The organism is Enterococcus innesii (genome assembly GCF_022846515.1).
In the GTDB taxonomy this organism is placed as follows: Bacteria; Bacillota; Bacilli; order Lactobacillales; family Enterococcaceae; genus Enterococcus_D; species Enterococcus_D innesii.
The window spans coordinates 1937501-1952496 of sequence record NZ_AP025635.1 but is presented as its reverse complement, the minus strand read 5'-3'; the positions used below and the strand labels follow the sequence as shown (position 1 = coordinate 1952496).

Here is a 14996-nt window from a genome sequence, read left to right as displayed (position 1 = left end):
TCCATTGTGAAGAAAACGCAGAAGGGAGAATCAATTCATGGAACCAGAAACTCTGCGAAATTATGTTTCCGAAAATCGTGAATTAGAACAACAATTAACAAAACGAAACCAACAATATATATTTGATTTAAAAAAATCGCTAGAGGCAGCCAACCTTTCTGAAGAAGAAAAAACGATTGCCTTGCATGAGATGCTGCCGGTCTTAGTCAAAGAACAAAAAGGCGGCAAAACGGCCCGCCAATTATTTGGTACAGTGTCTGAACGTACCGAAGCCATCATCAACAAACCCGTTGAGCAAAAAGAATCCGGCCCCTTCTTGATGTGGTTGGATAACACCTTGCTGATTTTAGGGATTTTTGGGTTGATGTTAGGGGTTATGGGAATCTTTACTAGAGGACAAGCACAACCTTATGGCTTATTGACCCTCTTCTTGATGGCGATGCTTGCTGGTTGGGTGTTCTACTTGATGTACAAATACATGTATCAATATGAACGCCCGGGTGCCGATAAGAGCAAACGGCCGAAGATGTGGAAGATCATTTTGATTTTAGTCGCAGCCTTCATGCTATGGATCGTTGTGATCTCGCTTTCTGCGATGATCCAACCACCATTGAATCCACAAGTTGATCCTGTGATTGAAGCCTTGATCGGGGCAGTGGCATTAGCAGCGAAGTACTACTTGAAACGCAAATACAATATCATCAGCAGTCTGTCTGTTCCTAGAGGCTGATGGCTACACGTTGATCGTGCGCCTTCTTTTGTTAAAAAAGACCGCACGATCAGCGTGTTTTTTTAGAAAAAATGGCGAATTATGAGATTTGACCAAAGGTTTGAAGAGGATTATTAAGAAAGCTTTCCGAATGGTTGACTTATGAAAAAATCTTTGCTATTTTTTTTAAAATACCTAAAAACTTTAAGGAGTGGTTACAAAAATGTCCAACTGGGAAACCAAATTTGTAAAAAAAGGGTTAACGTTTGATGATGTCTTATTGATTCCGGCAGAAAGTCACGTCTTGCCAAATGACGTGGATATGAAAGTGCAGCTTGCCCCGAATATTACACTAAATATTCCAATCATAAGTGCCAGTATGGATACCGTAACTGATAGTAAAATGGCGATCTCAATGGCGCGTCAAGGCGGACTTGGCGTGATTCACAAAAACATGAGTATCGCAGCGCAAGCAGATGAAGTGCGCAAAGTAAAACGTTCTGAAAGCGGCGTGATCATCGATCCGTTTTTCTTAACACCAACCCACTTAGTTGCTGATGCAGAACATTTGATGAGCAAGTACCGCATCAGCGGGGTACCGATCGTAGAAACGATGGAAAACCGCAAATTAGTCGGTATCATCACGAACCGCGACATGCGTTTTGTCACGGATTATACGATGCCGATCAATGATGTGATGACCAAAGACCAATTGATCACAGCACCTGTCGGTACTTCGTTGAAAGACGCGGAAAAAATCTTACAACAACACAAGATCGAAAAATTACCGATCGTTGATGAAGCAGGAATCTTAAGCGGGTTGATCACTATCAAAGATATTGAAAAAGTGATCGAATTCCCGAATGCAGCCAAAGACACGCATGGACGCCTATTAGTGGCAGCAGCAGTCGGCGTTACCAGCGATACCTTTGAACGTGCACAAGCATTATTGGATGCAGGCGTGGATGCGATCGTCATTGATACTGCCCACGGACACAGTGCCGGTGTTTTACGCAAAATCTCTGAAATTCGTGCCCATTTCCCAGAAGCGACATTGATTGCTGGAAATGTTGCCACTGCCGAAGGCACGAAAGCATTGTATGATGCTGGTGTCGATGTCGTAAAAGTCGGGATCGGTCCAGGATCGATCTGTACTACTCGGGTGGTAGCCGGTGTCGGAGTTCCTCAATTGACCGCGATCTATGATGCAGCCTCTGTGGCACGTCAATACGGAAAAGCAATCATTGCTGATGGTGGGATCAAGTACTCTGGCGATATCGTCAAAGCTTTAGCAGCTGGCGGTCATGCCGTAATGCTAGGCAGCATGTTGGCAGGAACCGATGAATCACCAGGTGAATTCGAAATCTATCAAGGCCGTCGCTTCAAAACGTACCGCGGAATGGGTTCATTGGGGGCAATGGAAAAAGGCTCCAGCGACCGTTACTTCCAAGGGGGCGTAAACGAAGCCAACAAATTGGTTCCAGAAGGCATTGAAGGGCGTGTCGCTTATAAAGGCAGCGTTTCTGATATCATCTTCCAAATGATCGGCGGGTTGAAATCAGGGATGGGTTATGTCGGTGCTGGCAATCTACAGCAATTACGTGATGAAGCACAATTTATCCAAATGAGCGGCAACGGACTAAAAGAATCACATCCCCACGATGTTCAAATCACGAAAGAAGCACCGAACTACTCTGTAAAATCATAAAATGTTTCACGTGAAAACAAACGATCCCCTCTGTTCAAAAGCGGACAGAGGGGATTATTTGTTCAAAAAAGGACGTCACTCTCAGCTATCTAGGCAAGAGTGGCGTCCTTTTCTTTAAAATCGCTGCTGGATGATCAGCAAATCGCTTTAGCAGTAACTTATTCGTTTGATTTCAATGCATCGATCATATTGACATGAGTCAGTTTCACATGGGTGACGTACATCACGATGATCGTAAAGAGAATCGTCATGCCGCCGGCTAAAGCATAGGCCGGCCAAGTGATCACTAATGGAAAGACCATGTTTTCCATCGAAGCTTGGATCAAAATAAAGTCAGTTAAGAAGTAACCTACCACGTAGCCTGCGAGAATCCCAAATAACGTAAAGACGATATTTTCCCGTACGATGTACATGGTGACTTCCTTATTGTAAAACCCTAATACTTTAATGGTAGAAAGTTCGCGAATCCGCTCGGAAACATTGATGTTGGTCAAGTTATACAAGACGACAAAGGCTAATGCCCCTGATAATACAACTAAGATCAAGACAATGGAGTTCAAGTTGCCCATCGAATCATCCTGCATTTTGATCTGAGTGGAAAGGAACGTCGTGTTTTTGACTTTGTCGGTATCTAACAAGGCTGTTGATAAAGCTTCCTCTTGCTTTTTCGTCATCGTCTTGCTTTTGACTAAGAAGGCATTTGGTTCAAAGGTACTATTGGTGATTTCTTCGTAAACGGTTGGTGACAGATAAAGAGAATTGCCTAAATAATTTTCTGCGATGCCACTAATAAGTACTTCAAAGGCTTCTTGATCGCTAGTATAGAAGGTCAATGTATCGTCAACCTGCAGATCATACAATTCTGCGTACTTCATAGTCAGTACGGCGCCCTCTGTTAATGACAGCTTCTGTCCTGCCGTCGTTTTCAAATGGACATAGTCGGTAAAAGCTTCTTGATCTGCCGGAACCATCAAGGTCAAACTTTGTTTTCCTTGGTTAGCCGGTCGAATCTCGATCGTTTCATTGTAGACTAGCATCGAATGGGTCACAAAAGGATCGTCTGTTAAAACCGTTTCAGCGGCAGCAACGGTTTCTTCCTTCGCATCATTTAAGGTCACGACGGCTTGATAATCCGTAATGGGTCCAAATTGTTTCGCAGTCACAGCACTTAAGGAATCTTTCAACCCAACACCTGCCACCATCAGTCCCGTACAACCGGCGATGCCAATGATCGCCATAATCATTCGCGATTTGTAGCGGAAAATGTTACGGAAGCTGACTTTTTGATTGAAGCTTAATCGTGACCATAGGGGGGTAATGGCTTCTAATAAAATCCGTTTCCCAGGTTTTGGCGCCCGAACTTGCAGTAGCTGGGCAGGTTTTTCCCGCAATTCTTTGATCAAAACAAAGAGGCAGGCACCGAGAGTCGCCAGTAAAAAGGCGATCGCGGCCAAAATAATTGGCGACCAGACATAATAGACGCGAATTCCGTCTAAAAGATACCGTTCGCTGGATAGGAAATAGATCAAACGCGGCAACAGTTCGGTTCCTAATACGGCACCACTGATAATGCCAATGGCCGAAGATAGGAGAGCATAAATCAAATATTTAAGGGAGATCTCGACTTTGCCATAGCCCATCGCTTTTAAGGTACCGATCTCTTTGCGGTTTTCTTCTACCATCCGCGTCAGTGTCGTAAAGGTGATCAACGCAGCGATAAAGAAGAAGAAGACTGGGAACACATTGGCGATCGCGGCGATACGATCAGACAACCCACCATATTCTTGGAAACCGGGGGTGTCTTTGCGCTGGTTGTAAAGATACGTCGGCTCTGCCAAGTCTTCGATCTCTGCCCGTTTTTCTGCCAGTGTTTGTTGGGCGTCAGTTAGTTCTTGTTGCTGTTCATCTAATTGGTCTTGCTGCTGTGTCAATTCTGCTTCCCCAGCTGCCAATTGGCCTTCGAGGGCTGCTTGTTGTACGGGCGGCAGCTGTGCCAAGGCGGCTTGCTGTTGTTCTAGTTCCGCTTTGGCCTGATCCAGTTGGGCTTGTCCATCAGCTAACTGTTTTTGTCCATCGCGGACTTCTTTTTCTGCAGGGGCTAATTCATCAAAAGCGTCTTGCTGAATTTCTGCTAAGCGTTCTTTAGGGCGATCCGCAAACAGTTCCTCAATCGTTTCTTGATGGGCTGCCATCTTGTCGGTGTACGCATCGGAGTATGTTTCAAGCCCAGCGACATCATCAAAGGCGAGATAAAGGATCGATTTGACCTCCATCGTGAACTGTTCTTCCGGTACATAAGCAAAGTACGTCACGACACCGCTGCCGACATTCGCATAGCCCCGTTCGGCAGCACTGATATAAATCGGAGAAGTGGCAAACCCAACGATCGTATACTCTTTGTCCGACAGATTGTCGGGATCATCGATCGTAAAAGTATCCCCTATTTGCCAGCCATAATTTTTTGCTTCGGTGTCCAGCACGATTTCATCGGCTTTTTCTGGCAGTCGGCCGTCCTTCACCAGTAGCTGGTTGAGTTCCTGCGAGGGATCATAAGAGGTCACTTGCACGACTTCATCTGAGTTGGCAGCGTAATAAAATTGATAGGCGGCTTCTGTGTGCGCACCACTTTTTTTCGCCGCATCAATGTCGTCCTCCGTCAATCCCAGCGTGGAAGTGACTTGCAGATCTGCTAATTGCTGGCCGTTGACATATTCACTTGCGGAATGATTCAGGATCGGGCCGGTCGCTTTGACACCGACAAAGAGAAATGTTCCTAAAAAAATGATCAAGGTGATTGCGATAAAGCGGCCTTTTGATTGGCGAATCTCTCGCAAACTTGCTTTAAGATAGGTCTTATTTTTCATCAGATCCTCCTACCAAACGATTTCATCGATCGAGATGGGATGAGGATTCTCTTCAATGGAACGGACAGTGGCATCGTTGATATGGATCACCCGATCGGCGATCGGGGCAATGGCGCTATTATGGGTGATGATCAACACCGTATTGCCATTTTTCCGGCTAGCGTTTTGCAAAAGCTTCAACACTTGTTTTCCTGTTTCAAAGTCCAAGGCACCAGTCGGTTCATCGCATAGCAGCAGTTTCGGGTTTTTGGCTAACGCCCGAGCGATCGATACCCGCTGCTGTTCCCCACCAGAGAGCTGCGAAGGAAAGTTGTTTTTGCGGTTTTCTAACCCGACTTGGGCTAAGACTTCATCAGGATCGAGTGCATTCGGTGAGACTTCTGTTGCCAATTCAATGTTTTCTTTCGCTGTCAAATTCGGGACTAAATTATAAAACTGGAAGACGAACCCGACGTCTGTGCGGCGGTATTCCGTCAGCTGTTTGTCGTTAAACTTCGCGATATCGACATTGTCGATAATGATTTCTCCTTCATCTGGCGAATCCATCCCGCCTAAAATATTCAAAACGGTCGATTTTCCGGCACCACTGGGTCCAAGGATCACCACTAATTCGCCTTCTTCAATGGCAAAGGAAAGATCGTTGTTGGCAGTGATGGTGGTTTCGCCCATCTGATAGCGTTTATATTCATTCTTTACTTCAACATAACTCATTAATAAAGCCTCCATTTTTTAAACACGTGTTGATTTAATCACATGGTGTTAGTATACTAAGAAAGAAAAGTAAGAGCAATCCTCAATGCTTACGTATTTGTCATTAAATAGACAAATATTGATCAAATGTACAGAGAAAAGGGGAAACGATATGGTAGGGACTGTGGGGAACCGTCGAACGATCTACTCGAAAAAAGTGATCCGGCGCGCCTTTCAGGAGTTATTGTTGGAAAAAGAGTACCGCAAAATCACGATCAAAGAGATTGCGGAACGAGCAGATATCAATCGGGGAACATTTTATAAATATTATAAGGACACAGCCGCTTTGTTGGAGGAGATCGAAGGGGAGCTCGTTGAGCAGATCGCATCGAACTTGCAGCAGGAAAATTTGTCATTGGATCTTTGGCTGGAAAAGCTATTGACGATTTTGTATGAGAATCCTAGTACCACCCATTTGATTTTGTTGAACAACAGCCATTTGCTGAATCTTTTGTTGTCTGAGATTAAACCGGAGACCTTGAAACGGTTTGCCCAATACTTTCAAGATGCTTCCGAGGAAGAATTGGAGCTGTGCCTGAGCTTTTTTGTCTGCGGATCTATCGGGTTGATCGAACGCTGGCTCAAAGATTTTTCAACGATGCCGCCAAAAGCTGTCGCTGATCTATTGATTCAAATTTTTGTGACTAATGTGTATGAAGAAAAGAAGGGCTAAAAAAGAGGGAACGATCCAATAACCAAAAAGGAACGCAGCAAGAGACAATTTGCTGCGTTCCTTTTTCTCTTAATCAACGAGGCGTTCATCGTTCATCCCAAAGTATTGATGCAGCGGTTTTTGCCGTGCGCCTAATAATTGATCGACGGTCACGAATTCGTAGCCTTCGTTTTTGAGCGTTTTAATGACTCCCGGTACAGCTTTCACAGATTTCGGGTGGATATCATGAATCAAGATCATGGCACCATTAAAGACATTTTGTTGAACCAAGGCATTGATTTTCTTCGGATCCTTCAATTTCCAGTCTTGAGAATCGATGTCCCATTGAATGATCGGCATGCCGATGGTTTCTGCGCTTTGTTTGTCGATAGCGCCATAAGGGGGCCGTAAATTCCTAGGTAGTAAACCCGTCGCATTGTAAATGGCTTTATTGGTTTTCGTGACTTCTGACTGCAAATCTTCCGCTGAAAGAGTATTCAGCTGCGGATGAGAGTAAGAATGACTGGCGATCTCGTGTCCAGCTTCTTGGACTTTTTTGGCAGCTTGCGGATATTGCTCAACCATTTGTCCTAGCATAAAGAAGGTCGCTTTGACATCATTTTCTTGTAAGATGTTCAACAGATCCATGGTGGAGGTGTTGTTGGGTCCATCATCAAAGGTCAATGCCACGTATTTTTTATTGGGGTCAAGACTTGGCAAGGCATTGTCGAGTTGGTCAGCAGCCACGAGATCAGGATCAATGAATGGGGCGATCTCGCTGTAAGACAGGGTGATTTCCGTCGCTCCCGTCTGATTTTTTGGCAATTCGATGGTCAGCTTTTCCGGATCATAAGTAAATTTCGAATCGAAGGTGATCCGCTCCATGGCCAAGACGGCGTCGATGATTTTTGCGGGTTCCTTAGCTTGATCCAGCAGTTTCTGTTGAATGACTTGCTGAATACCTAATAAGCTGCCTTCATCAGGAACCAGTTCTTTCAAAGACAATTCGGTTTGTGTCTTCTCTGAAACAAAGATCGGTGCATCTGTTAAACGATCAGCATCTTCAAAACGACCGGTTTCTCGATTCCATACATAGCTGTCGGCTTTTAATGAATAGGTAGAGACTTTTGCAGCTACTGTTTGTGCTTGGATACGGGCAACGGTGACGACTTCTTTTTCCGTTTGTTTTTTGCGCAATGACTCAGCGGCTTTCGTCAACCGATCTTTGATATCTTTGATGGGAAACGTATCGAGGTCTTGCGGGCGGTAGATCAGTTCTTTGTTTGCTCCTTTGGAGAGCACTTCAGGCGTTGTTTTTAACCCATTTTGGCTTTGTTCTGCTTGGATTGATGCCAATAATTTCTCCGCAGCTGCCTCATATTTTGCTTGGGCGGCAACTTCTTGTTGGTGCAAGGTGTAAAGGACTGAGCCAGCCGTTGCGATCAAAACGATCAATAATAAGGCGAATAAGGAAAAAATTGCTTTTCGATACGGCTTCTTTTTCGAGGGTGGTCCTTTCGGTCTTTCATCAGCGGATGCTGTTCGTTTTTGATTATTGTTTGGTTTCTTGTGTAAGTCACTCCGACGGGCATAGGTCTTTCGTTCGGGCATTGGTGAAGCTCCCTTCATTCCATCCTAAATTATGCCCACGTTACCATAAGTCACAGGCACTTTCAACGATCATGCCCGGTTTCTGATAGAGGATTAAAAAGACAAAGGGATTTTTCTAATTATTCGCTTAAAAATTACAACCTTGTTGCGTTGTTTCTCTTGCAAGAAGCGATCAAAGTGGCTAGGGGGGATTGAAACCACTACAGGCGACGTGAACAAGAAAACCCCTAGGGAACCTTCACGCGGTGTGACTGTTCTCTAGGGGTTGCTACTGAGGTTACTAAGGCTTAGGCTTTTTCAATTTTTGTCAGTCCGCCCATGTAAGGAACCAGAACTTCCGGTATCGTTACACTGCCGTCTTCGTTTTGATAATTTTCAAGCACTGCAGCCACCGTCCGACCGACAGCCAGACCAGAGCCGTTTAGTGTATGCATGTAGTGAATCTTGCCCTCTTGATCGCGGTAACGGATCATCGCACGGCGTGCTTGGAAGTCTTCACAGTTTGAGCAAGAGCTGATCTCACGATACATCTCTTGGGCAGGGATCCATACTTCTAAATCATAGGTCTTCGCTGCAGAAAAGCCCATATCTCCTGTACACAAGCTAAGCACACGGTAAGGCAAATGGAGTTTTTGCAAAATGTCTTCGGCATTAGCCGTCATTTTTTCTAATTCTTCATAAGAATGTTCTGCATCACTGAATTTCACCATTTCGACTTTATTGAATTGATGCAAGCGAATCAAGCCGCGAGTGTCACGGCCAGCGCTGCCGGCTTCCGAACGAAATGATGGGCTCAAGGCAGTGAAGTAGGCAGGGAGCTGCTCTTGTTCTAAGATCTCCCCTTGATAGTAGTTGGTCAAAGGTACTTCCGCAGTCGGGATCAAAGTCAAATCAGTGTCTGCCAATTGGAAAACATCTTCTTTGAACTTCGGAAATTGCCCAGTACCGAACATTGCTTGGCTGTTGACGATATACGGGGTGATCATCTCTGTATATCCATGCTCATAAACATGCTGATCCAACATGAAGTTGTATAAGGCACGTTCCAAACGAGCACCTAAGCCTTTGTAGTAAACAAAACGGCTACCAGAAACTTTGGCGCCCCGCTCAAAGTCGAGGATCCCCAAGTCTTCTGCGATCTCCCAATGGGGTTTTGGTTCAAAGTCAAAGGTTTTTGGTTCTGCCCAGCGGCGGACTTCTACATTGTCGTCTTCATCTTTGCCCACCGGAACAGAATCATTCGGCAAGTTCGGTAACGTCGTGGCGATCTCTTTGATGTCTTCATCGATTTGGGCGATTTCTTCATCCAATTGTTTGATTTGGCTACCGACTTCTTTCATTTGGGCAATTTTATCAGCCGCGTCTTCTTTCGCCCGTTTCAAGGCAGCGATCTCACCAGAAACATCGTTGCGCAATTTCTTGCGTTCTTCCGTTTGGACTAAGAGCTCTCGGCGACGTTCGTCAAGCGTTAAAAAGCGGTCCAATACTTCTTTCTGCACGCCGCGTGTTGCGAGTTTGCTTTGTACTTCAGCAAAATTTTGGCGAATCATTTTTACATCTAACATAGTGATACATCCTCCTTTGATTTTTCCATAGAAAAAAGGCCATTCCGATCCCGTATTGCTTGGGACGAAATGACCATTCGCGGTGCCACCCAAGTTCAGCTTGCGCTGCCCTTGCTGCTCGTATCGTGAGCCAACGATTTTTCTTTCGAAAAATACACGTTAAAGAACTGGATTCTATTTTTTCCAACACTGATTTTCACCAACCATCAGCTCTCTATACAGATGAAAAAAATATACTAGGTTCTGTGCCTTGATTATTTTCTCTAGCATACCCAAAAAATGTTGGGTCGTCAACCATAGGTTTGTGTGTTGGATAAGTTGTTGCGTTTCAACGGGAGATGGATAATAAAGGACGTCCATTCTGGCGTTGACTTGGCATAGATATAGCCGCCATGTAAGGCGACGATGCTTTGAGCGATCGCTAGACCTAAGCCAGTTCCTCCTGTTTCTTGAGAGCGGGATTCTTCCACTCGGTAGAAACGGTCGAATAGAGAATCAAGGGCTTGCTTAGGGATCATTTGCCCATTGTTTTTGACTGTTAAGATCGCTTCGGTCCCGACTTTCTCGACTTCCATGCGGATCTTATCGGCGCCTTTGCCGTATTTCAAGGCATTCGAAAGCAAGTTATTGAAGACCCGCACCAGTTTTTCGGTATCGCCATCCATCTCGATATGCTCTGGATGGGTGTACGTTTCAATCTTGATACCTTTTCGGCTAGCTTCTAATTCAAAGTCCGCCGCCAATTGTTCCACTAGCTGAGCCATATCAAATTCCATCACATTGATTGGCACGCTAGGCTGGCGCACTTTTGTGTATTCAAACAAATCATCGACGAGGGATTTCATTTGCTTGGCTTTGACATACGCCGTATGGGTATATTTCAGCAATTCTTCTTCTGAATGGTATTGTCGATCTTCAATTAGACCTAAATAGCCGATGATCGAAGTCAATGGTGTTCGAATGTCATGACTGACATTGGTGATCAGCTCATCTTTGGATTGCTCGATCCGCCGTTCATCTTCGATCGCCGCCACCGTACTGTCGACTAAGCCGTTGATATTAGAAACGATCCGACTTAAATCGCCCCGTAACTCGAAGGGGATGCGATGATCGTAATTGCCTTCCGCAATAAAATGAAGCTCACTGATGATGTGACGTAGCTGCATTTGATGGTAGCGGCGAATCAAACGCCAATATAAGACGATCACATCTAATAGGAAGAACATCGGTAGAATGAAGTTACGCCCACTGCGGAAGATATCCGTATTAAAGGCAGACGTGAAAGCATTCTTCGATGCGTAGATGGCATCAACTAAATCTGGTGAGTTTTCAACGATTGAGGTCAAGATGACCAAAATAGCGATATTTAATAGAAGTAAAAGAACAATCGTTACAATTCCTTCGGCAAATAACTCACTGATTTCCTTTGAGGTCAACGTGATCCGTTTCTTTTTTTCGATTGGTGTGTTGCGCTTTTTTTCAGTTGGTTTACTTCGCATCTATTTTGTAGCCGACCCCCCATACTGTTTGGATGACTTTTTCACCATCCGTGGCTTCTTCGATCTTATCTCGTAAGTGACTGACATGGACCATAACTGTTTTGGCAGAAACGACACTTTCTTGTTTCCAAACTCGTTCAAAAATCTCATCGGCGCTAAAGACACGGTTGGGATGCGATGCCAGTAAGTAGAGGATACCAAATTCTAATGCAGTCAATTGAATTTCGTTGCCATCGACGGTTTTTACTTCATGGGAATCGCGATTGATAATAAGAGAGCTTACTTCCAGAATCTCTGGTTGATTTGAAGCAGCCTGCATCTTGGTTCTTCTCAATAACGATTTTACCCGGGCCATAACTTCTAATGGGTTGAAAGGTTTTGTGACATAATCATCCGCACCGGCGACCAATCCACGAATCTTATCCATATCGGTTGTTTTAGCGGTCAGCATAATAATAGGGATTTGGGATTCTTTTCTCAATTCTTTCACGACTTGCATGCCATCCATTTCCGGCATCATGATATCTAAGATCAATAGTTCGATATCAGAAGTGGTGCGGATCTTGGTCAGTGCTTCTTTTCCATCATATGCTTTGACCGATTCATAACCTTCATTGTGTAAATAAATGCTTAATAGTTCTACGATCTCTTTGTCATCATCTGCTACAAGTATTTTCATACTGGGTCCTCCTAGGAACAATATTCTTTTCTCCATTTTAGCAAATATTCCACAAAATAGATAAAATCATACTTAAATTTATAAGAATGATAGGAATTAAGAAAACACAAAAAGGAAAAAGACGAACGATAGGCAAATAATAACGGAAAAAGTCCTTAAAAAAGGCGGAAATCACGGACTAAAAATCACGAATCATCTTTGGAAACGGAGTAACTAGAAACGTTGGTCTATCAATCATTTTATGGTTGACGAATAGCGCAAGTCTTGGTATATTATTACATGTGCCAAATGACTAATTGAATTCCTAAAAAGAATTGAAAAAAGTAGTTGACGCACAGCTCGACAGATGATATTATAACGAAGTCGCAATTTTGAAACAGTTAATCAATGTTGATACATCAACAAAATTAATTGAAAAAAGTTGTTGACAAATAACAAATCATTTGTTATTCTAATAAAGTCGCTGAGACAGCCGCTACGAAGTTGAAAAACAACGAGCGAAAAAAAACTTTTAAAAAAAGAGTTGACAATTAAATGTCACTCTGATATGATATAAAAGTTGCTAACACAGCACGGTAGACCTTTGAAAACTGAACAAAGCAAGCAAACGAACCAATGTGTAGGACGTTTCAATTTATTGAAACAAATACATGCAAGCAATAGCTAGCAAAGTTAATTTTTATGAGCTTAGTGACCATTTGGTCATTCAAACAAATCATTATGAGAGTTTGATCCTGGCTCAGGACGAACGCTGGCGGCGTGCCTAATACATGCAAGTCGAACGCTTTTTCTTTCACCGGAGCTTGCTCCACCGAAAGAAAAAGAGTGGCGAACGGGTGAGTAACACGTGGGTAACCTGCCCATCAGAAGGGGATAACACTTGGAAACAGGTGCTAATACCGTATAACACTATTTTCCGCATGGAAGAAAGTTGAAAGGCGCTTTTGCGTCACTGATGGATGGACCCGCGGTGCATTAGCTAGTTGGTGAGGTAACGGCTCACCAAGGCAACGATGCATAGCCGACCTGAGAGGGTGATCGGCCACACTGGGACTGAGACACGGCCCAGACTCCTACGGGAGGCAGCAGTAGGGAATCTTCGGCAATGGACGAAAGTCTGACCGAGCAACGCCGCGTGAGTGAAGAAGGTTTTCGGATCGTAAAACTCTGTTGTTAGAGAAGAACAAGGATGAGAGTAAAATGTTCATCCCTTGACGGTATCTAACCAGAAAGCCACGGCTAACTACGTGCCAGCAGCCGCGGTAATACGTAGGTGGCAAGCGTTGTCCGGATTTATTGGGCGTAAAGCGAGCGCAGGCGGTTTCTTAAGTCTGATGTGAAAGCCCCCGGCTCAACCGGGGAGGGTCATTGGAAACTGGGAGACTTGAGTGCAGAAGAGGAGAGTGGAATTCCATGTGTAGCGGTGAAATGCGTAGATATATGGAGGAACACCAGTGGCGAAGGCGGCTCTCTGGTCTGTAACTGACGCTGAGGCTCGAAAGCGTGGGGAGCGAACAGGATTAGATACCCTGGTAGTCCACGCCGTAAACGATGAGTGCTAAGTGTTGGAGGGTTTCCGCCCTTCAGTGCTGCAGCAAACGCATTAAGCACTCCGCCTGGGGAGTACGACCGCAAGGTTGAAACTCAAAGGAATTGACGGGGGCCCGCACAAGCGGTGGAGCATGTGGTTTAATTCGAAGCAACGCGAAGAACCTTACCAGGTCTTGACATCCTTTGACCACTCTAGAGATAGAGCTTCCCCTTCGGGGGCAAAGTGACAGGTGGTGCATGGTTGTCGTCAGCTCGTGTCGTGAGATGTTGGGTTAAGTCCCGCAACGAGCGCAACCCTTATTGTTAGTTGCCATCATTTAGTTGGGCACTCTAGCGAGACTGCCGGTGACAAACCGGAGGAAGGTGGGGATGACGTCAAATCATCATGCCCCTTATGACCTGGGCTACACACGTGCTACAATGGGAAGTACAACGAGTTGCAAAGTCGCGAGGCTAAGCTAATCTCTTAAAGCTTCTCTCAGTTCGGATTGTAGGCTGCAACTCGCCTACATGAAGCCGGAATCGCTAGTAATCGCGGATCAGCACGCCGCGGTGAATACGTTCCCGGGCCTTGTACACACCGCCCGTCACACCACGAGAGTTTGTAACACCCGAAGTCGGTGAGGTAACCTTTTTGGAGCCAGCCGCCTAAGGTGGGATAGATGATTGGGGTGAAGTCGTAACAAGGTAGCCGTATCGGAAGGTGCGGCTGGATCACCTCCTTTCTAAGGAATATTTCGGAAGACTACACATCGTTTGCCTTTGTTCAGTTTTGAGAGGTTTACTCTCAAACAAAATTTGTTCATTGAAAACTGGATATCGAAGAAAGAATCAAAACAAGTAACACACACCGAGTTGAAATGTTAAAAGAGTTTTTTAATAAGTTCAACGCTTATTTTCTTGAGCAACCTTCTATCGCTAGAAGAAGTACTCAAAACCGACCGTAAGGTCAAAGGTTAAGTGAATAAGGGCGCACGGTGGATGCCTTGGCACTAGGAGCCGATGAAGGACGGGACTAACACCGATATGCTTTGGGGAGCTGTAAGTAAGCTATGATCCAGAGATTTCCGAATGGGGGAACCCAGCATCTTTTATAGGATGTTACGTCTGCGTGAATACATAGCGCAGTCGAGGTAGACGCAGAGAACTGAAACATCTAAGTACCTGCAGGAAGAGAAAGAAAATTCGATTCCCTGAGTAGCGGCGAGCGAAACGGGAAAAGCCCAAACCAACAAGCTTGCTTGTTGGGGTTGTAGGACTCCGATATGGTAGTCTATTCAGATAGTCGAAATACTTGGAAAAGTATGTCAAAGAGGGTAAAAACCCCGTAGGCGAAATTTGGATAACACCTAGGAGGATCCTGAGTACGGCGGAACACGAGGAATTCCGTCGGAATCCGGGAGGACCA

9 protein-coding genes, 2 rRNA genes and 1 other annotated feature (1 of these 12 cut by a window edge) are annotated in these 14996 nt (G+C 44.9%); of the genes, 5 read left to right on the top strand and 6 right to left on the bottom strand.

Going from position 1 to position 14996, the window contains the following annotated elements:
- The first annotated feature begins 37 nt into the window (after window positions 1-37).
- Window positions 38-730, top strand: a complete 693-nt coding sequence (locus ENLAB_RS09105) for a DUF1129 domain-containing protein (protein WP_005226251.1) — start codon at window positions 38-40, stop codon at window positions 728-730.
- Between the two features lie 202 nt (window positions 731-932).
- On the top strand, window positions 933-2417 hold the full coding sequence (gene guaB / locus ENLAB_RS09100) for an IMP dehydrogenase (protein WP_074535545.1): 1485 nt from the start codon (window positions 933-935) through the stop codon (window positions 2415-2417).
- Window positions 2418-2575: 158 nt separating this feature from the next.
- Here guaB and ENLAB_RS09095 read toward each other — a convergent pair whose 3' ends face one another.
- Entirely contained in the window at window positions 2576-5281 is a 2706-nt protein-coding gene (locus ENLAB_RS09095) for an FtsX-like permease family protein (RefSeq protein ID WP_244350789.1), read from the bottom strand.
- Window positions 5282-5290: 9 nt separating this feature from the next.
- Window positions 5291-5992 carry an ABC transporter ATP-binding protein gene (locus ENLAB_RS09090; protein ID WP_008376960.1) on the bottom strand — a complete coding sequence of 234 codons (702 nt, stop codon included), beginning with the start codon at window positions 5990-5992 and terminating at the stop codon, window positions 5291-5293.
- Between the two features lie 85 nt (window positions 5993-6077).
- Between ENLAB_RS09090 and ENLAB_RS09085 the strand changes: the two genes are divergently transcribed.
- A complete protein-coding gene (locus ENLAB_RS09085) occupies window positions 6078-6704 on the top strand; it encodes a TetR/AcrR family transcriptional regulator (RefSeq protein ID WP_086293459.1) in 627 nt (208 codons plus the stop codon).
- Between the two features lie 69 nt (window positions 6705-6773).
- Here the strand turns inward: ENLAB_RS09085 and ENLAB_RS09080 are convergent, their stop codons facing one another.
- From ENLAB_RS09080 to croR, 4 genes are all read right to left on the bottom strand, one after another.
- Window positions 6774-8294 (bottom strand): polysaccharide deacetylase family protein, encoded by a 1521-nt coding sequence (locus tag ENLAB_RS09080; protein ID WP_244350787.1) that lies wholly within the window; start codon window positions 8292-8294, stop codon window positions 6774-6776.
- A gap of 287 nt (window positions 8295-8581) precedes the next feature.
- On the bottom strand, window positions 8582-9859 hold the full coding sequence (gene serS, locus ENLAB_RS09075) for a serine--tRNA ligase (RefSeq protein WP_086293456.1): 1278 nt from the start codon (window positions 9857-9859) through the stop codon (window positions 8582-8584).
- Window positions 9860-9916: 57 nt separating this feature from the next.
- Window positions 9917-10114: a binding site (T-box leader), on the bottom strand.
- A 35-nt stretch (window positions 10115-10149) separates the two neighbouring features.
- Window positions 10150-11358 carry a sensor histidine kinase gene (locus ENLAB_RS09070; RefSeq protein ID WP_244350786.1) on the bottom strand — a complete coding sequence of 403 codons (1209 nt, stop codon included), beginning with the start codon at window positions 11356-11358 and terminating at the stop codon, window positions 10150-10152.
- Window positions 11348-12037 carry a response regulator transcription factor CroR gene (gene croR, locus ENLAB_RS09065; RefSeq protein WP_008376963.1) on the bottom strand — a complete coding sequence of 230 codons (690 nt, stop codon included), beginning with the start codon at window positions 12035-12037 and terminating at the stop codon, window positions 11348-11350. The genes ENLAB_RS09070 and croR overlap by 11 nt, the downstream gene beginning before the upstream one ends.
- Before the next feature lie 716 nt (window positions 12038-12753).
- On the opposite strand from croR, the gene ENLAB_RS09060 reads away from it, so the two are divergent.
- Together ENLAB_RS09060 and ENLAB_RS09055 are read left to right on the top strand one after the other, a co-directional pair.
- Window positions 12754-14313, top strand: a 16S ribosomal RNA gene (locus ENLAB_RS09060).
- A gap of 229 nt (window positions 14314-14542) precedes the next feature.
- Window positions 14543-14996 (top strand): 23S ribosomal RNA (locus ENLAB_RS09055); it runs 2461 nt beyond the window's last position.
- Together the 16S and 23S rRNA genes form the textbook arrangement of a ribosomal RNA operon.